This is a genomic window from Marinobacterium sp. MBR-109 (assembly GCF_040547565.1).
Taxonomy (GTDB): domain Bacteria; phylum Pseudomonadota; class Gammaproteobacteria; order Pseudomonadales; family Balneatricaceae; genus Marinobacterium.
Genome location: NZ_JBEPPZ010000002.1, coordinates 1 through 18,108, shown reverse-complemented (window position 1 = coordinate 18,108; position 18,108 = coordinate 1). Strand labels below are relative to the sequence as shown.

The window sequence follows — 18,108 nt, the reverse complement described above, 5'->3', positions numbered from 1 at the left end:
TCAGCTGTCGGTGTCCAGCAGGTGACTCATCAGTGCCCGCAGCTTGCCGGGTTTGATCGGTTTGTTCAGCACCCGCACACCGGCATCACGAAACGCCTTGCGGGTCGGGTCACTGCGGTCGGCAGTCAGCATGACAACCGGCACACGGGGCATCCCCTGAGCCTGCATCAGTGACAGCAGTTCGAGCCCGGTAGCCCCCTCTTCAAGGTGGTAATCCGCCAGAATCAGCTCCACCTGGCAGGCCTGTAACCGTTCCATTGCCGCTTCAAGGTCGGGTGCCAATACAACATCACAACCCCAGCCACCCAACAGCGCCTCCATACTGGCGAGAATGGAATGGTCATTATCCAGTACCAGAATCTGGCGTCCGTTGAGAACATCCGAGGGGATCGCTGCAGGCCCACTGGCAGACACGCCCAGCATCCCGCTGCTGCCACAGACCAGCGGCACCGAAAGCTCGAAGCACGAGCCCGCCCCCGGTCTTGAGTTGAGGTTAACGGGGTGCGCCAGCATGCGGGCGATGCGGTCTACAATCGCCAGCCCCAGGCCGACACCGGCCTTGCGGCTGCGGTGCTGACTCAAGCGGCAGAACTCATCGAAGATCGCTTGTTGCTGGTCCTGCGGTATCCCGCCACCGGTATCCCATACCTGAATCAGCAGCCGATCACCCCGTCGCCTGAACCCCAGCAGCACGCCACCTTCATCGGTGTAACGAAAGGCATTGCTGAGCAGGTTGCGCAGAATACGGGTCAGCAGTCTCAGGTCGCTGCTGATCCAGTAGCGTGAAGGACGTGCGCGGAAGCTTAGCCCGGCCTGTTGCGCAACGGGCTCAAATTCGGCCTGCAAGCCCTGCAACAGTCGCTCGACGGGAAAGCTCTGCAACTCCGGCTGTACCGCGTTCTGATCCAGTCGGGAGATGTCCAGCAGATCGGTCAGCAGGTGTTCGGCACCATCAAGCGCCAGGTGTACCCGGTCTACCAGGTCCGATTCGCTCGGCGGCAGGCTGCGCTCCTGCAAGGCCGCGACCAGCAATCGGGCGGCATTCAGTGGCTGCAGCAGGTCGTGGCTGGCAGCGGCCAGGTATTTGTCCTTGCTGAGGTTGGCCGCCTCTGCAGCCTCTTTGGCCAGCTGCATTTCGTGCTCGGCCTGCTGGCGGATACTGACTTCATGCCAGAGCCGGTCATTGAGACTGACCAGCTCACGGGTGCGCTCACCGACGCGTTGTTCCAGCTCCTCGTTGAGGGTTCTCATCCGCTGCTGCACGCGCTTGCGTTCGGTAATGTCAGCCACGAAGGCTTCAATAATGGCGCTATCCGCTTCCTGTCGCAGCAGGATATTCATCGACACTTCTACCGGGGTGCCATCATTCCGGCGCAAACGGGTTTCATACAGAAACAGCTGGCCGGTCTGCGCCAGCTGCTCACGGATGCGGTCAAGCTCTTGCGGGTCAAACAGCAGATCATCTGCCAGATTGACCTTATGCTCCATCTGCACAGGGTCAGGATAGCCACAGATTCGCGCCAGCGCGCGATTGGAACGTGTCAGGCTGCCATCAAGCTCGGCCTGAAAGATGCCATGCAGGGCATTCTCGAACAGCCACTTGTAGCGGTTGCGCTCCGCTTCCAGCTCTTCGACCTTGTTCAACAGCTCGGGATAGTAACTTTTCCGCGCTGAATGGCCACCAAGACCAATCAGGTCTTCAAACGTAAGACCGCTCTCGTCAGAGGGCTTCTTCATACACGGCCTCAACGTCACGCCGGTTGGATTTGCGCGGGTTGGTCAGAATACAGGGGTCCTTGAGGGCGTTCTCGCTCAACCAGGGGATATCGGTCAGGTGCACCCCCTGCTCGGCCAGCTTCTGATACAGGCCGACTTCACGCTTGAGTGATATCACATGCTGCATCAGGCGGCGCTTGACCTGAGACTGACTCAAGCCACGCGTGTCGATCCCCATGGTCTCTGCGACGATGCGGAAACGATCCGTGGCGGCATCGTAGTTAAAGTCGATCACGTGCTCCAGCAACATGGCGTTGCACAGGCCATGGGGCAGATCCAGATAGCCGCCCAGGCTATGTGACATGGCGTGCACGGCGCCCAGTATCGCATTGGAGAACGCCAGCCCTGCCTTCATTGATCCCAGCATCACCTGTTCACGCAGGTGGCTGTCATCAGGCTGCTCTACCAGCAGCGCCAGATGACCGTTGATCAGGCGGATGGCATCCAGTGCATGCATATCGGTCAGTGCACCGCTGCCGGTGGATACAAACGCTTCAATGGCATGTACCAGTGCATCCACGCCGGTGCAGGCGGTCAGAAAGGCATCCATGGTACGGGTGGTATCCGGGTCGATCAGCGCCACATCCGGCACCACGGACTTGCTGACGATTGAGAACTTGAACCGTTCCTGTTGATTGGAAATGATCGCGAACTGTGACACATCCGCTGAAGTACCGGCGGTGGTGGGAATGAAAATCAGCGGCGGGATCGGGCTCTGAATGCGGTCGATCCCCTCAAATTCAAGAATGCTGCGGCCATGGGCACTGACAATGCCGATTCCCTTGGCACAGTCCATCGGGCTGCCGCCGCCAACAGCGACTATCACGTTACAGCCCTGCTCGGCATAGATTTCGGCCCCGCGCATCACCTGCTCAACCCGCGGGTTGGGTGATACTTCCGTGAAACGCACACAGCCGATACCCTGTTCAAGCAACAGAGACTCGATTTCGGCCACCCAACCCGCCTGCTCAACACCGGGGTCAGACACCAGCAGTACCTTGCGTGCACCAAAGGTGACCGCGTAGTTGGCAACGGTTTTGCGGGCACCACTGCCAAAAATGATTTCAGGCGAAACAAACTTGCGAAGGCGGGAGATTTCACTCATGAGCATGACCTGCTGCCGCACCGGTCATGCCGGTGTCTGATAATTATTATGTTATCGGGCCATTATACCCACCTGAGCCGGCACAGGTAGTGTACAAACGGCTACAAAAAACCCACAAAGTTGCACAAACTGTCATGTCCCTACAACTTTCGCATTAAGTACCATAGTGGCCAATAATTCTCGCCAAGGCAGCAGATCAAGGCTGCCGCAACTGCAGGATAATTGTTGCCATGGAACAGTCATCTCCTCTTTATCAACATGTCGTAATTGTCGGCGGCGGCGCCGGCGGGCTTGAGCTTGCAACCCGCCTGGCCCGCAAGTACAGCCGCAAGGGCCTCAAGGTCACACTGGTTGACCGTGAGCCAACGCATATCTGGAAGCCTCTGCTGCATGAAGTGGCGACAGGCTCGCTTGATGCCGGCCTCGATGAGCTGAGCTACAACGCCCAGGGCCGCAGCGCCGGTTTCAAATTTCAGATCGGCCAGATGCAATCTCTGGACCGAGAACAGCGCTGCATACACCTTGCCCCGGTGTACGGGCAGGACGGCCAGATGATTCTGCCCGGTCGTGAGCTGTTCTACGATTATCTGGTCATGGCGGTGGGCAGCGTCACAAACGATTTTGGCGTCGAAGGCGTGGCCGAGCACTGTACCTTTCTCGACAGCCGCGAACAGGCCGAGCAGTTTCGCCACACACTGCTTGAGTCATGGCTCAAGACCAGCAACACACCGGAGGCGCGACTACGCATCGCCATTGTCGGCGCCGGTGCCACCGGTGTTGAGCTGTCGGCCGAACTGTTCAATACCGCACGCGAACTCAGCGCCTATGGTCTGTCAAAACTGGACCGGCAGCGGCTGGAAGTGATTCTGGTTGAAGCGGGCCCGAGCATACTCCCGGCCCTGCCGCCCCGAATATCTTCAGCAGCACGTCATGAACTGGAAAAACTGGGAGTCAGTGTCCGTGAAAACACCAAGGTTGCGTCTGTAAACGCGGAAGGACTGGTCACCGACACCGGTGAGGTGATCGAGGCGGAACTGAAAGTCTGGGCCGCCGGTATCCGCGCACCGGACTTCATACAATCACTGGATGGACTGGAGTGCAATCGCCTCAATCAGCTGGTGGTGCAGCCGGATCTTCGTACCACCGAGGACAAGCGCATTTTTGCCCTCGGCGACTGCGCCGCCTGTGCCCGCACGGACGGCAACGGCAATGTGCCGCCCCGTGCCCAGGCAGCGCACCAGATGGCCAGTTTTCTGTATCGCCATTTCCGTAAAATCCTGCGCGAAGAGGCTCTGCCGGCCTATGAGTACAAGGACTACGGTTCGTTGGTATCACTCAGCCGATTCAGTACCGTCGGCAGCCTGATGGGCAACCTGTCCAAGGGCAGTCTGATGGTTGAAGGACGCCTGGCACGGCTGGTCTATGTCTCACTCTATAGACTGCATCAGCTGGCAATACACGGTTACATCAAAACGTTTCTGATCACGCTGGTTGATCGCATCAACCGGGTGATCCGTCCCAGACTCAAGCTGCACTGAGCGAGAGGGAGCCATCAGCACTGAGCCTTGCCGACCATTGGTCGGCTTTTTTTATCTCGGGCCAGACGGAATCTCTGCTACGCTTATACAACGGTTAACGGACTCGGATCACAACGCTCATGCTGACACCCTCCTTGACCCGCCCTTTGGTGATGGCTGTTTTCATTGCTGATGCCTACTCGCTGGCACTGCACTGGATCTACGACCACGACCTGTTGGACCGTGAGCCGGTGGACCTGGATCAGCTGCACGCACCCCTGAGCCACTGGCACGGTAACAAACAGGCGGGTGACCTGACCCATTATGGTGATCAGGCCTGGCACCTTTATCAGTTTCTGCAGCAGCACAACCAGTTCAATGCTGTGGCCTATCGCAATAGCTGGGCTCGCTTCATCCGGCATTATACCGGCTATATCGACAAGGCCAGTGCCATGACACTGCAAAATATCAGCCAGGGAATTGAGCCCGCCGGCTCAGAATCAACGGAGCTGTCCGTTACAGGCCGGGTTGTATGCCTGCTGCCTTTTGTCAGTAACAAGCAAGCCTTTCTGGAGCAGGCCCAGGCCTTGGCTGCCATCACCCACAACTCACCCTCAACACTGGCGACAACCGATTACCTGGCACGTGTTCTGCTGGATTGCCTGGGTGGCATTCCTGCCGATGAAGCACTGGAGCGTGAACTGCACCACCTGCCCCAAAATCTGCAGCAGCTGGTGGAAACCGGCCGCGATTCAGCCTCTGACGACACACGTCAGGCACTGCGTCGGTTTGGTATCGCCTGTGATCTGCAGCATGGATTGCCCGGTGTTGCCCACCTGCTGTGCCGTTACCGTTCTGTACCCGAGATGCTGCAGCAAAACGCCCTGGCCGGAGGTGACTCCAGTGCCCGTGCGATGATTACAGCCGCCATCATGACTGCACAGGCCGAATCACCAGAGCTGCCGCCACACTGGCTGCCCAGCTGCTGGACAGATACCGCCGCCTGATTATTCGGAAAATCCGAAAAATTTTCAGAATAATGTCAACAAATTACAACAGTATTACAGTGGATTGGTTGAAACCCTGCCCCCAGGTGTTTATGATCCACGCCTTTGTTTTATCCGTACCAAACCATTCCCATGATTTTTGTCACAGGTTGACTACTTTTAAGTAAGCGGCCTGTTGATCTGAGGCAGACCGGCTTTTGGCCAAGGTTGCAACTGGCAACTCGGGCAGGCAGGTACAGATACCATCCGGAGTGATTGGTCGACCCTGTAAAACACCGGGAGCTTCACAGCCATGAGAAAAAATCTTCCTGTCACGCAAAAAGAGCGGCGTTTCGGCAGCGACGAAAAACTGGTTTCCACAACCGACCTCGATGGCAACATCACCCACTGCAATGATGTGTTCGTGAAAATCAGTGGGTACTCGCGTGAAGAGCTGATCGGCCAGCCGCACAACCTGGTGCGCCACCCCGACATGCCCGAAGCCGCTTTCAAGATTCTGTGGGACACCATCCGAGCAGGCAAACCCTGGATGGGCCTGGTCAAGAACCGCAGCAAGAATGGCGATCATTACTGGGTGAACGCCTATGTCACTCCCATCACAGAGCACGGCAAGGTAGTCGGCTACGAATCCGTTCGCGTTTGTCCTTCACGTGCTGATGTGGCCCGCGCTGAAAAGATCTACGGCCTGATCAACCGCGGCAAGTCGATCAGCAACTTCAGTATCCCCTGGGACTGGGTCATCTTTGTTGTGGCACTGGTTTTAGCCGGCGTACTCGGCAATCAGGTTTCCCCCCTGCTGGGCGGAGCACTTTTTGCCGTGGTCGCCGCAGCACTGCTGGCCAATCAACAGATACAGCGCCAGCGCCGCCTGGATCGATTGCTCAACATGATGCCATCTGCCTTCAAACACCCGGTCGCGACGGCAACCTACACCGACAGCGGAGGCCGCCTGGGTGATCTTGAGGTGGCAATCAAGAGCGAACAGTCGCACCTGGACACCGTACTGACCCGCATCGATGACGCAGCCCTGAGTGTAGCCGACAAGGCACGCAGCGGACTGGAAATGTCGCAGGAATCCTGTGCCGCCATGCGCCGCCAGCAGGAAGAGACCGAAAAAGTGGCCGCCGCCATGCACCAGATGGCCTCAACCATTGCCGAGGTCTCAGGCCATGTACAGGAAACCGCATCGCAGGCGGAGCGCTCCAATACCACTGCCGTGAAGGGGCGTGAGCTGGCGACCACAACGAGCAAATCCATCGCTCACCTGAGCCAGACCGTCAACCATATCGCCTCCTCGGTGCAGGACCTGGTTGAACAGACCGGCAAAATTGCCGATGCCGCTCACATCATTGAAGAGATTGCCGACCAGACCAACCTGCTGGCACTCAACGCCGCCATCGAAGCGGCCCGTGCCGGCGAGCACGGTCGCGGTTTTGCCGTGGTAGCCGATGAAGTCCGCCAACTGGCCATGCGAACTCAGGCTTCCACCCGCGACATTCATCAGATTGTCGACGGGCTTGGCTCTCGTGCCGACCATGCCATCAAGGCCGCACTCGAAGGGCAGGAAGAAGCCGATGCTGGCCTGGCACAGGTGCAAGAGGCCGAACAGATGCTGAACGAAATTTCCGGCATGATGAGCACCATTGCCAACATGTCGATGCAGATGGCCGCCGCTGTCGAAGAGCAGGCCCAGGTCTCTGAAGGCGTCAACGCTCAGGTTGCCAGCATTTCGGCACTTTCAAGCGAAAGTCTGTTCAAGGCCGACGAGGCAGCTGGCACCACCCGCGAACTGCAGTCGGTGTCCGCCGACATGCATGAATTGGTCAGCGGCTTCAAGCGTTAAACCAGAATCATCACCACACAGGCAGCGGTCAACAGCCCCATCACCCCGTTGAACCGCTGCCAATGGCGGGGTGTGCTCAGCAGCCGCCCCAGCGCAACACCGAACCCGGCCCAGAGTGAAATCGCCGGGATGTTCACCAGCGCCATGACCGCAATCAGAACCAAAGCCGATGCCACGAAGGCATCCCCCGCCAGCGTGAACGAAGCCACTCCCGAGATCGACATGATCCACGCCTTGGGGTTGGCGAACTGAAAAGCCGCCGCCTGCCACAGTCTCAGAGGCCTGCGCTCTGCGGCACACCCCATCTCGGGCGCAGGTGCTGTCGCGATGCGCCAGGCCAGCCAGAGCAGATACAGGCTGCCAACCACCTTCAATGCCAGCTGCATCACCGGCCAGCGCTCAAACATCGCTCCCAGCCCCATGGCCACCGCCGCCATCAGACCGATACACCCCAGTGTGACCCCCATGATGTGTGGCAAGGTACGGCGAAAGCCGAAGTTCGCACCGGATGCCGTCAGCATCATGTTGTTCGGCCCCGGTGTCACTGACATGCTGAACGCAAACAGCATGGCGGGTCCCAGCAGTGCTGTCAGCTCTGCGGCTTCCTGTGTCATGACTAACGCCTCTGATTGTATGGGTACAATTTAAAATATTCGATTCAATTGCTCTCATCGAATCCATACAATAGACGTTAGACGCTTGCATTTATGCGAGCAATGTTTACTTTGTCACCTATACAATCAATTGTACCCCTGACAAATGGAGCCCTTATGGACCTGCACGAGCGCGCCCGTGCCCGCTGTCACTGGCTGCCTGACCTGACTGACAGGCCCGGCGCCCGCTATAAGGCACTGGTCGACCAACTTGCGGCCGATATTGCCAGCGGCAAGCTCAAGCCCGGCGATCGCCTGCCGCCACAACGCCTGTTGGCCGATGCACTTGAGGTCACCATCGGCACCATCACCCGCGCCTATCGCGAAGCCGAGCGGCGTGGGCTGGTTGAGGCGCGTGTGGGCAGCGGCACGCGGGTGAAAGGGTCGACTGAGCAACCACCCGACTTTCACCACCTGTCGCGTGCCAGTGATGACAGTATCGATCTGTCATTGAGTATCCCGATCCCCAACCCGCTGCGCCAGCAGCAGCTGGCTACGATTCTGCAGCAACTGGCCGGCCTGCCGGGTGCCATTGAATCGGCGCTCACCTATCAGCCGGAACAGGGCAGTCCGCTACAGCGCGAACAGCTGTGCCAATGGCTGAATGCACAGGGCCTGATGCTGCAGCCGGATGAGATCATTCTGACCGAGGGCGGGCAGCATGCGGACTTTCTCGCCCTGCAGGCACTGATCAAACCGGGCGAAGCGGTGGCCTCTGCCGCTCTTACCTATCCCGGCATGATCGCAGCGGCGCGTCAGCTCGGGCTGAAACATATTCCGGTCCCTATGGATCGCGAAGGGATCAGACCCGATGCGCTGGATCGGCTGTGTCAACAACAGCGCATCCGTCTGCTCTACCTGATGCCCGAGTACAACAACCCTACCGGTCTGAGCATGGGCCAGGAGCGGCGCGAGGCGATTGTCGAAGTCGCACGGCGTCATGACATGCTGCTGCTTGAAGATGGAGTGCAGTTTGTCACGGCTGACCTGAGGGGGACGCCGCTGTTCGAGCTGGCGCCGGAACGGGCTCTCTACATTTTCAGTGCGTCGAAGCTGCTGGCGGGAGGGCTTCGGTTCGGGGCATTACGCGCTCCTTCCAACCTGATGCCCCAGTTGCGAGTGGCATTGCGAGCACAGTGCTGGTCATCACCGGGGCTGATGGGAGCCGTAACCTGCCAATGGCTGGCAGATGGCCATGCCGATCCGCTGCTGCAATGGCACTGGGACGAAGTACGCGCGCGCCAGCAACTGCTGCATGACATACTGGGGCAGTACAGTCTAACCTCGCATCCCTGTGGTTTTCATGGTTGGCTGCGACTGCCAGAACCCTGGCGGGCAGCTGACTTTGTCAAACTTGCAGATGCCAGAGGTGTTACCCTGATTGCGGCAGAGCCCTTTTGTGTCGGTACTCAGCCCGCCCCTCAGGCGGTGCGCATCTGCGTAACGCCTCCGGCCAGTCGTGAGCGGCTGCAGGAAGGGCTTGAGCGGCTTGCACAACTGTTGCGCGACGAACCGCCGTTGATGCCGCCCCTGCTGTAAGCGCATGTGTCGATATCGGCTGATATACTGAACCTGTTCCGACAAGGAGGGAAACAATGATGAGTGTTGAAGTGAGCGGCCTGTTTGGCCTTATTTTGCTGGTACTGAATGTACTGGCCATCGTGAAAATCATTCAGAGCCACGCGACCACAATGGCCAAGGTGATCTGGATTGTCGTGATTCTGCTACTGCCTGTACTTGGCCTGATTCTGTGGTTCCTGCTTGGGCCCAAGGGCTGACCCCTACCCACTCCTCTCTCACCGATTGACTCCAGCGCCGGCGGCGGCTACGTTTGCTGCCTGCGCTGAAGCGCTTGCGTTATCTTCTTAATCACTGCCTTCGTTGACACAGGTTGCCCATGTCTACACCCATTCGTCTTACCCAGTATAGTCACGGCGCCGGTTGTGGCTGCAAGATCTCCCCTGCCGTGCTCGACACCATTCTCTCCGGCAGTGGCAGCCAAACGCTGGACCCGAAGCTTTGGGTCGGCAACGCATCACGCGATGATGCCGCCGTATACGCTATTGATGACGACACCGGGATTGTTTCCACCACCGACTTTTTCATGCCGATCGTGGATGACCCGTTCGATTTTGGCCGCATTGCCGCCACCAACGCGATCAGCGACATCTACGCCATGGGTGGATCACCGTTGATGGCCATTGCGATTTTGGGCTGGCCGGTCAACCTGATCCTCGCCGAAGTGGCGGGTGACGTGATCCGTGGCGCACGTGCGGTGTGTGATCTGGCGGGCATTCCGCTGGCGGGTGGGCACTCCATCGACGCGCCGGAGCCGATCTTCGGGCTGGCCGTCACCGGTCGCGTCGACAAGGCGCAGCTCAAGCGCAATGACACCGCCCGAGCCGGTGACCAGCTTTACCTCACCAAGCCATTGGGGATCGGTATTCTTACCACCGCCGAAAAACAGGGCAAGCTGCGCGCCGAAGATCAGGGGGTCGCCACCGAGCTGATGTGTACCCTCAACCGTGCCGGACAGCGTTTTGCAGCCTTGGCCGGGGTATCCGCCATGACCGATGTAACCGGCTTTGGCCTGCTCGGTCACCTGGTGGAAATGGCCGATGGCAGCAAGTTGACTGCCGAGCTGGACTACAGCGCGGTGCCTCGCATCGCGTCGGTGGAGCACTACCTGTCACAGGGTTGTGTACCGGGCGGCACCGGGCGCAACTTTGACAGCTACGGCCACCGCGTCAGCGCCCTGTCGGATGAACAGAAGCAGTTGCTGTGTGATCCGCAAACCAGCGGCGGCCTGCTGGTGGCTGTTTCACCTGAGTCCAGCCATGAGTTCCTGGCCGCCGCGGCCGAACTGGGGCTGTCGCTTGAGCCGATCGGTCACCTGACCGATGCACGTGAACACGCGGTCGAGCTTCGCTGATGCGCCCCGACAGCCAGGATTATCGCGCCATTCTGCTCAGCGGCGTGGCGCTGATGGATACTCGCGCCCCGGTGGAGTTTGCCAAGGGTGCCTTCCCCACCAGCGTTAACCTGCCACTGATGAGTGATGAGGAACGTCACAAGGTCGGTACCTGCTACAAGCGCCATGGGCAGGAGGCTGCCATTACGCTGGGGCACCGCTTGGTCAGTGGCGAGATCAAGGCTGAGCGGGTGCAGGCCTGGGTCGATTTTGCCAGAGCCAATCCCGAGGGATATCTGTACTGCTTTCGTGGCGGCCTGCGTTCGCGCACGACTCAGCAGTGGCTGAAGGAGGTCGGCGTTGACTACCCGCTCATCAAGGGTGGCTACAAGGCGCTGCGCGGGTTTCTGATCGACACACTGGAGCAGGCCGCACAGCAGTGCCGGTTTGTCCGCTTGGGCGGGTTGACCGGCTGCGGCAAGACCGAGCTGCTGCATCAGCTCGATCACACGCTGGATCTGGAAGGTCATGCCAACCATCGCGGCTCCAGCTTTGGCCGTCATGCCAGCCCGCAGCCCACCCAGATCAACTTTGAAAACGCACTGGCGCTGGAGATTCTGCGCAGGCGCGATGCCGGTTTTGACACCCTGGTGGTGGAGGATGAAAACCGCGCCATCGGCAGCTGCGCCACACCCCTGTCGCTGCATCTGCGTTTCAAGGCCGCCCCGCTGGTCTGGCTGGAAGAGCCCGTCGAGCAGCGAATCGAGCGCATTCTGAAAGACTATGTGATCGACCTGTCAGCCGAGTTTATCCAGCAACAGGGCGAAACTGAAGGGTTCGAGGCCTTTGCCCAGCGCTTGCGCACGAGCCTTGGCAACATCGTCAAGCGACTGGGCAGCGAGCGTCATCAGCGTATGGCTGCGGTCATGGATCAGGCGCTTGAAACCCAGCGGCACAGTGGCGAGACCAACCTGCACCGTGACTGGATCAGCGCCCTGTTGAACGAATACTACGACCCGATGTATGCCTACCAGAGCGAGCGCAACGCGCAGCCGATCCTGTTCAAAGGCAACCGCTCGGAGGTGATCGCGTTTCTGCAGTCGCTCACACCAGCTTCACGATAATGTCGTGCAGAACATTGGCGGCCGCATGCAGGCGGCGCGAGCCGTCCATCAGGTGATGGTAAATCTCGCGCTTTTTCAGCATTTCGGTCGTCACCTCGCCCTGAAACAGATCCGCCAGACTGCGGCGGTACAGGCGTTCGATATGTCGGTGTGCCCGACGCGCATCATGAGCGCCCTGTACCGCCCCGGCGGGGTCGGTACTGAGGGTACGAAAACCCTGCTCCAGCGCCTCACAGCCCTGCATCAGCTCTTCAACAATCGCCTGCATGTGCGAGTCCGGGTCGATACCGAAATCCAGCAGCTCGTTGATGGTGCTCTTGCAGTGGGTGATGATCCAGTCCAGTGATTCGATGGCGCGGTAGATATCCTCACGGTCGATCGGGGTGGAAAAGGCCCGATTGAGCTGATGGATGTTGCGCACCTTGAGCGTATCGGCCGCGTGCTCATCCTGACGCAGCAGCTCTTCCAGCTCTGCCGACGGCCCATGCATGTAACGATGCAGGTTGCTGATGGTTTCCGTCACCATCACACTCTGCTCGGCCAGCAGGCCAAAGAAGTCCGCCGGGCGGGGAATGATCCGATCCAGCAGGCGCTGCAACACGCCCTCTTTTTCCGTTTCAGCCATAAGTGGCTCCGTTTCAATAGCGATTCAGGGCGCCAGCCCAATCAGGCGCAGCAACAGGTAACACAGCACCGCCAGCAGGCCCGCACCGGGAATGGTCACCAGCCAGGTGACGCCGATCTCGCGTGCCTTGGCCCAGCGCACCGCCCGAGGACGCTCCGCCGCGCCGATGCCCATAATGGATGACGAAACCACATGGGTGGTCGAAACCGGTGCCCCCACCAGCGAGGCCATGAACACCACCCCCGCCGATGTCAGCTGTGAATTAAGCGCATGCAGCGGGCGAATCTTGTAGATCGAGAACGCCAGCGTGCGCACGATCTTCCAGCCGCCCAGCACCGTTCCCAGCGTAATGGCGCTGGCGCACAGCAGGATCACCCAGAACGGCACCTGAAACTCATCCAACTGACCACCCAGCAGCAGACACAGGGTGAGAATCCCCATGCTTTTCTGCGCATCGTTGGCCCCATGTGAAAACGCAAGACCGGCCGTGGTCAGCCACTGGGCACCGCGCAGCTCGCGATTGACCAGCGGGCTGGCCGAACGCAGCAGCACCAGCATAACCCGCTGCAGCACAAAGCCGAACCAGAACCCGATCAGGGGCGACAGCACCAGCGCCAGCAGCACTTTGGTCACGCCGGTCACGCGTCCTTCCGCCAGCTCCTGCACACCCCAGACCACCTGATCCGGCCCGGCAGACACCATCACCACACCACACAGGCCACCCACCAGCGCATGGGACGAGGAAGACGGCAGCCCGCGCCACCAAGTGATCAGGTTCCAGGCCGTGGCCGCAAACAGACCGCACAGCACCACCGTCAGCGACAGCGTGGCCGGCAGGTCGTCCAGCGTCACAAAGTTGCCGATGGTGTTGGCCACCGCCGTACCACCCAGCACCGGCCCAAGAAAGGTAAAAGTGCCCACTACCAGCACCGATTGCACCGGCGACATGGCACGCGAAGCGATGACCGACGCCACCATGTTGGAGGCGTCATGAAACCCGTTGGTGAAGTCGAACAGCACCACCATGGCACTGGCCAGCAGGATAAACAGCCAGACTGTATCCATACGTAATCAAAATCCTCGCGGCATGTCCTGCAAGCATAGCAAAGCCACAGACGATGAAGGCATTTAATAGGTGCGCAGGCGCATTAGTTGCTGCTGAGCGCCAGCTTCAAGCCATAACCGATGAACCCGGCGCCGACACCGGTCTTGGCGATGACGCCAATGCCTCGGCGGGCCTGAAAGCGCCCTTTCAGGAACACCATGCCAAGAATCAGGCTCGCCAGATAGGTCTGACTGATGATCTGTACCATCACGCCCAGCAGGGCGAAGGTCAGCAAGGGGGTATGATAGTTCGGGTCAACAAACTGAATGAAAAACGACATGAAGAACAGGATCGCCTTGGGGTTCAGCAGGCTGATGGTCAACGCCACCTTAAACGGACTGCGGCCACTGCCGGATGGAATATCGGCCAGCACCTGTTGATCACGGTCACGCTTGAGTGCCGAGCGCAACAAACCCAGCCCCAGCCAGACCAGATACAGGGCACCGGCATACTTTAGCAGGTTGAACAGCCAGGGCGTTGTCTGAACCAGCGAGGCCACCCCGGCCACCGACAGCGTCATCAGCACGAGATCGCCGCAGAACACACCCGCGGCGCCCTTGAAGCCGGCCCCGACCCCGTTGCGGGCAGCGGTGGTCATCACATACATCGAATTGGGCCCCGGCAGCAGCACGATCACGATTGTCCCGATGATAAAGGTCGCAAGGTCTGTGATACCGAACATGTCAGGGGCTCCAGATGCAGAAAACTGCATATTACGCCTAACCCGCCAGCCTGCCTACTGCCTGCGTGGCTCTGCGATGACACCGAGATCCGGATTGAATCCTGCGGCGAATTTAATTAACATATTAAGTTAATCAAGGAGATCCACATGAGCATCAAACTGTCTGTTGTTGACCAGTCACCGGTACACGGTTCACACCCGAAAATTGACGCCCCGCGCCTCACCATCGAACTGGCCCAGCTGTGCGACACACTGGGATACCACCGCTACTGGGTGGCCGAACACCACGACAGCATTCACTTTGCCAACCCCTGCCCCGAGATTCTGGTGGCCACCATCGCCAGCCTGACCCAGAATATCCGCGTGGGCAGCGGTGGCGTCATGCTGTCGCACTACAGCCCGCTGAAAGTGGCTGAGAGCTTCAGCATGATGGCAACTCTCAACAACGGTCGCATCGACCTGGGCATTGGCCGCGCCCCCGGCGGCACCGGCCTTACCTCGCAGGCACTGGCTTACCCGCACCAGCCTCACCACGGCGACCTGTATGCACAACAGGCCCAAATGCTGGCAGGCTTCGTCAACGCCAACCTGCCCGCCGAACACCGCTTCAGCCGCATCAACGTACTACCCGACAGCATCAAGCCCGAGCTTTGGATGCTGGGCTCCAGCGGCGGCAGTGCAGGTCTGGCCGGCCACTTGGGCTACAACATCGCCCTGGCTCGCTTCATCGACCCGGACAACTGCCACCCCTCCATCTTCGATAGCTACAGCGAAGAGTGGAAACAGGCCGGCCATGAAGGCACACCGAACAAGATGCTCGCCATCGCCTGCATCTGTGCCGACACCGAAGAAGAAGCCAAACTGCGCGCCGGTACCGCCGTGTACCGCAAACTGGCGGCACAGATGGGGCAGCGCGAAGACTTCCTGACCCCGTCACAGGTACAGGACCGCTACCGCGAACTGCCCGCTTCATATCAGGCCGAATACGACCACATCTTGAACGGCTACACCGTCGGCACCCCCGACCAGTGCTGGCAGGAGATGGAACAGCTTGCCAGCCAGTTCGGCTGCGACGAGATCGGCACCGTATGCGTCACCTACAGCCACCATGACCGCATGGACAGCTACCGACTGCTGGCCAAGCACCTGTAACACCGATGGGGCTGTGAACCGGCACACAATCGGCCGAATCGCAGCCCCGCATCACACCTCATCCGCTGCCGCGTAAATCCAGCACTGTGTTCCAGACTTGAGTCGTGCCGCAACCCGCACGTAATCGTCAACCTCGTAATCATCCGCCTGTGCCAGCTCCGCATCCGTCAGCTCGAATACCGTGCCGTGCACCTCATCCGCCGCATTGCCCGTGTAGCGCAGAATGGGATGAAACGCCTTGCCACTCTCGCGCAGCACCCGCTCATCCGTGATCTCGACCTCACCGATGACATAGCCCTGCAAGGTATCAGGCTGACCGCTCAACTCGCGTCCAAAGTTGGCGACCTGCACCGATGGCTGTTGCAGGGTGCCGTAGGAGAACAGTGATGGCATGTTGTGACTCCGATAGTGCTATTGAGTTGTTTGAATGCTTGAATGCGCATCACCCTGCGCATAGACTGAATCAGTGTACCGGATAGCCAATTGGGAGGCCCCATGACCGAACTCTACAATACTGCCGCGCCCAAGAAGGCAACCAACCTGTCGATCAACAGCGACCTGCTGCGCAAAACACGCGAGCTGAATATAAACCTGTCGGCCACCCTGGAACAGGCACTCAGGGAAGAGCTATCAAAACGCAAAGCCACGCAATGGGTCGAGGAAAATCGCACCGCGATTCAACGCTACAATGACTTTGTCGGACAACATGGATGCTTTGGTGACGAATTCAGGGAGTTTTACTGTTAATCCCGCAAATCTCTTCTATGCCCGAGAAACAACTGAAAAACCCGGTCGGCACCCTCGCGCATTTCAGAGATCAGATTATCGCGGCATTGGATCTTGCCGTTACAGGGATTTGAGCACAGGGACCGCCCAACAGTTATGTACTCCTACTCTTTCTTGCAAATACGATACAGGCGGACATCCCAGCCAGCATAATGAGTTTCGATGAAGTCGCTGAATCCAAGTTTCTCCAGTATGTGTACTGATGCAGCGTGATCCGGCGCGACGATTGCGACAACAGACTCAAGGTTACAGCCTTCAAAGCCATAGCCGAGAACCGCACGGGCTGCCTCGGTCGCCAACCCCATTCCCCACCGATCTTTGGCAAGCCGATAGCCGATTTCAACCTCATCACATCCATCAACCGTCGTTCGGCTCAACCCACAGTAGCCAATCAGCTTGCCGGACGGCTTCTCGATAACAGCCCATTGGCCATAACCAAGTTCGTCGTATGAGTGGATACACCAATCAATAAATTCAGCTGTTTGCGCTTCGCTCAATGGGCCTTTACTGGAGTACTCCATGACATCCGGGTCAGACAGTATCGGCATGAGGGACTTAACATCTGAAGATTCAAACGTTCTGATTTCAAGCCTGTTAGTTGCCGTTACATGCATGCGCGAAACCTGCCACGTATTCTGAAACCGTCTCTCATGTTCAACCCCATTAATGTCAAATTGACAGCGCCAGCAATCAATTCAATGGTCTGTACCATATAAAAGCGGCTATCCAAAACACCTGCAGATGCCCATAGGTTCAGTAATACGGCACACGGGATCAGTATCAGGATTCCGTTCATACCTATAAAGGGCATTCTCTTTCTTTTCCGAGAAACAAGCACGCCGCTTCTACCCTTGGCCAAGGCGAAGCCACTCGCCCCCGTGAATGCAATTGATGGTACAAGAATCAACAGACCTGGCCATACAATTAAGCGTTTCACCGTTGATATGGACTCAACCGAGCCAAAGAGCTCAACCAAAACCGTTGCCGAGAAAAACGTCGCCATGCAGGCTGTGGCAATAGCGGCTGCGAAACGATGGACGATGAGCATCAGGGTTTCCTCCCAGAAACACGATTGGTAACATGTTGTCATTGTGCAAAGAGCACCTTTTAATGTCAACATGTTGTCAATTCCGCAGGAATCACCAATGAACGAGTCTCATAAAGGCCCAATCTTCACCGATATTGTGCTGGAAGTGTTTAAACTGGGGGGATTGCTTGTCAGCGAAGGCGACCAAATGGGCTCAGAGTTCGGCATTACAAGTGCCCGCTGGAAAGTACTGGGGGCCCTTGCACTGTCGGACGAACCGCAAACCGTACCTCAAATTGCAAGGAGCATGGGGTTGACGCGACAAGCGGTACAAAGACTTGTGGATGCCATGCATGACGATGCACTGTTAATGTTCAGCGAAAACCCAGGCCATAAGCGCGCCAAATGGATTAGCCTATCGGAACGTGGGAAAACGGTTTTTTCGAAACTGAGTGAAAAACAGTCGGGTTGGGCCATCCAGTGCTCAGAAGGCATCAGCACGACCGAGCTGGAAACTGCACTGTCTGTACTGAAGCGTATCGCTCACGCCATTGACCACTAGGTGTGAATGCTAAACACGTTGTTCACGCAGTTTCGGTATTCGAGACACCGGCGGCAGGTTTCCGATACTGCCATGAGGGCGCTGATTATTGTAGTGGTTGATCCAGTCGGTCAGTGCCCAACTGCGTGATATGTTGTTCGCATAGGGAACCGCGTACGCCCACTCCCGAATCATGGTCTGGATGAAGCGCTCGGCCTTGCCGTTGGTTCTCGGCGTATAGGGGCGCGTATATA

The 18,108-nt window shown here is 58.4% G+C and carries 21 protein-coding genes; 11 read left to right on the top strand and 10 right to left on the bottom strand.

Annotated elements, in window-relative coordinates:
• Window positions 1–1,737 carry a PAS domain-containing hybrid sensor histidine kinase/response regulator gene (locus ABIE60_RS03050; protein WP_354467678.1) on the bottom strand — a complete coding sequence of 579 codons (1,737 nt, stop codon included), beginning with the start codon at window positions 1,735–1,737 and terminating at the stop codon, window positions 1–3.
• Window positions 1,721–2,881, bottom strand: coding sequence for an alcohol dehydrogenase-like regulatory protein ErcA (gene ercA / locus ABIE60_RS03045; protein ID WP_206834285.1), 1,161 nt, complete (start codon window positions 2,879–2,881; stop codon window positions 1,721–1,723). The genes ABIE60_RS03050 and ercA overlap by 17 nt, the downstream gene beginning before the upstream one ends.
• Before the next feature lie 230 nt (window positions 2,882–3,111).
• On the opposite strand from ercA, the gene ABIE60_RS03040 reads away from it, so the two are divergent.
• The 3 genes from ABIE60_RS03040 to ABIE60_RS03030 all read left to right on the top strand — a co-directional run bounded on the left by ABIE60_RS03040 (window position 3,112) and on the right by ABIE60_RS03030 (window position 7,248).
• Window positions 3,112–4,419, top strand: a complete 1,308-nt coding sequence (locus ABIE60_RS03040; RefSeq protein WP_354467677.1) for an NAD(P)/FAD-dependent oxidoreductase — start codon at window positions 3,112–3,114, stop codon at window positions 4,417–4,419.
• Window positions 4,420–4,538: 119 nt separating this feature from the next.
• Window positions 4,539–5,405, top strand: a complete 867-nt coding sequence (locus ABIE60_RS03035) for an ADP-ribosylglycohydrolase family protein (RefSeq protein ID WP_354467675.1) — start codon at window positions 4,539–4,541, stop codon at window positions 5,403–5,405.
• Window positions 5,406–5,697: 292 nt separating this feature from the next.
• Window positions 5,698–7,248 (top strand): methyl-accepting chemotaxis protein, encoded by a 1,551-nt coding sequence (locus ABIE60_RS03030; RefSeq protein ID WP_354467673.1) that lies wholly within the window; start codon window positions 5,698–5,700, stop codon window positions 7,246–7,248.
• Here ABIE60_RS03030 and ABIE60_RS03025 read toward each other — a convergent pair.
• Window positions 7,245–7,862: a LysE family translocator gene (locus ABIE60_RS03025; RefSeq protein ID WP_354467672.1), complete on the bottom strand. Its 618-nt coding sequence runs from the start codon at window positions 7,860–7,862 to the stop codon at window positions 7,245–7,247. The two genes, ABIE60_RS03030 and ABIE60_RS03025, sit on opposite strands and share 4 nt — an antisense overlap.
• Before the next feature lie 156 nt (window positions 7,863–8,018).
• On the opposite strand from ABIE60_RS03025, the gene ABIE60_RS03020 reads away from it, so the two are divergent.
• The 4 genes from ABIE60_RS03020 to mnmH all read left to right on the top strand — a co-directional run bounded on the left by ABIE60_RS03020 (window position 8,019) and on the right by mnmH (window position 11,936).
• Window positions 8,019–9,440 (top strand): aminotransferase-like domain-containing protein, encoded by a 1,422-nt coding sequence (locus tag ABIE60_RS03020; protein WP_354467670.1) that lies wholly within the window; start codon window positions 8,019–8,021, stop codon window positions 9,438–9,440.
• A 59-nt stretch (window positions 9,441–9,499) separates the two neighbouring features.
• Entirely contained in the window at window positions 9,500–9,679 is a 180-nt protein-coding gene (locus tag ABIE60_RS03015; RefSeq protein ID WP_354467668.1) for a PLDc N-terminal domain-containing protein, read from the top strand.
• A 119-nt stretch (window positions 9,680–9,798) separates the two neighbouring features.
• Entirely contained in the window at window positions 9,799–10,833 is a 1,035-nt protein-coding gene (gene selD / locus ABIE60_RS03010) for a selenide, water dikinase SelD (RefSeq protein WP_354467666.1), read from the top strand.
• Complete coding sequence (mnmH, locus tag ABIE60_RS03005; protein ID WP_354467664.1) at window positions 10,833–11,936, top strand: tRNA 2-selenouridine(34) synthase MnmH; 1,104 nt, start codon at window positions 10,833–10,835, stop codon at window positions 11,934–11,936. The genes selD and mnmH overlap by 1 nt, the downstream gene beginning before the upstream one ends.
• Here the strand turns inward: mnmH and ABIE60_RS03000 are convergent.
• The 3 genes from ABIE60_RS03000 to leuE all read right to left on the bottom strand — a co-directional run bounded on the left by ABIE60_RS03000 (window position 11,917) and on the right by leuE (window position 14,348).
• Window positions 11,917–12,561, bottom strand: coding sequence for a DUF47 domain-containing protein (locus tag ABIE60_RS03000; RefSeq protein ID WP_354467663.1), 645 nt, complete (start codon window positions 12,559–12,561; stop codon window positions 11,917–11,919). The two genes, mnmH and ABIE60_RS03000, sit on opposite strands and share 20 nt — an antisense overlap.
• A gap of 24 nt (window positions 12,562–12,585) precedes the next feature.
• Complete coding sequence (locus ABIE60_RS02995; RefSeq protein WP_354467661.1) at window positions 12,586–13,626, bottom strand: inorganic phosphate transporter; 1,041 nt, start codon at window positions 13,624–13,626, stop codon at window positions 12,586–12,588.
• A gap of 83 nt (window positions 13,627–13,709) precedes the next feature.
• Window positions 13,710–14,348 (bottom strand): leucine efflux protein LeuE, encoded by a 639-nt coding sequence (gene leuE / locus ABIE60_RS02990; protein ID WP_354467659.1) that lies wholly within the window; start codon window positions 14,346–14,348, stop codon window positions 13,710–13,712.
• A gap of 147 nt (window positions 14,349–14,495) precedes the next feature.
• Here leuE and ABIE60_RS02985 point away from each other — a divergent pair, with 147 nt between their 5' ends.
• Complete coding sequence (locus tag ABIE60_RS02985) at window positions 14,496–15,500, top strand: MsnO8 family LLM class oxidoreductase (RefSeq protein WP_354467658.1); 1,005 nt, start codon at window positions 14,496–14,498, stop codon at window positions 15,498–15,500.
• Window positions 15,501–15,551: 51 nt separating this feature from the next.
• Here ABIE60_RS02985 and ABIE60_RS02980 read toward each other — a convergent pair whose 3' ends face one another.
• Window positions 15,552–15,893: a gamma-glutamylcyclotransferase family protein gene (locus tag ABIE60_RS02980; protein WP_354467656.1), complete on the bottom strand. Its 342-nt coding sequence runs from the start codon at window positions 15,891–15,893 to the stop codon at window positions 15,552–15,554.
• A 102-nt stretch (window positions 15,894–15,995) separates the two neighbouring features.
• Between ABIE60_RS02980 and ABIE60_RS02975 the strand changes: the two genes are divergently transcribed.
• Window positions 15,996–16,247, top strand: a complete 252-nt coding sequence (locus ABIE60_RS02975; RefSeq protein WP_354467654.1) for a type II toxin-antitoxin system CcdA family antitoxin — start codon at window positions 15,996–15,998, stop codon at window positions 16,245–16,247.
• A 17-nt stretch (window positions 16,248–16,264) separates the two neighbouring features.
• The gene (locus ABIE60_RS02970) at window positions 16,265–16,360 is read left to right on the top strand and encodes a putative type II toxin-antitoxin system PemK/MazF family toxin (RefSeq protein ID WP_206834325.1); all 96 of its coding nucleotides are present in this window, start codon (window positions 16,265–16,267) and stop codon (window positions 16,358–16,360) included.
• 30 nt (window positions 16,361–16,390) lie between these two features.
• Here the strand turns inward: ABIE60_RS02970 and ABIE60_RS02965 are convergent, their stop codons facing one another.
• Together ABIE60_RS02965 and ABIE60_RS02960 are read right to left on the bottom strand one after the other, a co-directional pair.
• Window positions 16,391–16,900 (bottom strand): GNAT family N-acetyltransferase, encoded by a 510-nt coding sequence (locus tag ABIE60_RS02965; protein WP_354467652.1) that lies wholly within the window; start codon window positions 16,898–16,900, stop codon window positions 16,391–16,393.
• Window positions 16,891–17,334 carry a hypothetical protein gene (locus tag ABIE60_RS02960; RefSeq protein WP_354467650.1) on the bottom strand — a complete coding sequence of 148 codons (444 nt, stop codon included), beginning with the start codon at window positions 17,332–17,334 and terminating at the stop codon, window positions 16,891–16,893. Before ABIE60_RS02960 ends, ABIE60_RS02965 begins: the two co-directional genes overlap by 10 nt.
• Before the next feature lie 97 nt (window positions 17,335–17,431).
• Here ABIE60_RS02960 and ABIE60_RS02955 point away from each other — a divergent pair, with 97 nt between their 5' ends.
• A complete protein-coding gene (locus ABIE60_RS02955) occupies window positions 17,432–17,875 on the top strand; it encodes a MarR family winged helix-turn-helix transcriptional regulator (protein WP_354467648.1) in 444 nt (147 codons plus the stop codon).
• Window positions 17,876–17,884: 9 nt separating this feature from the next.
• Here ABIE60_RS02955 and ABIE60_RS02950 read toward each other — a convergent pair.
• On the bottom strand, window positions 17,885–18,108 hold a 224-nt coding region (locus ABIE60_RS02950; protein WP_502914936.1), incomplete at its 5' end, for an integrase core domain-containing protein.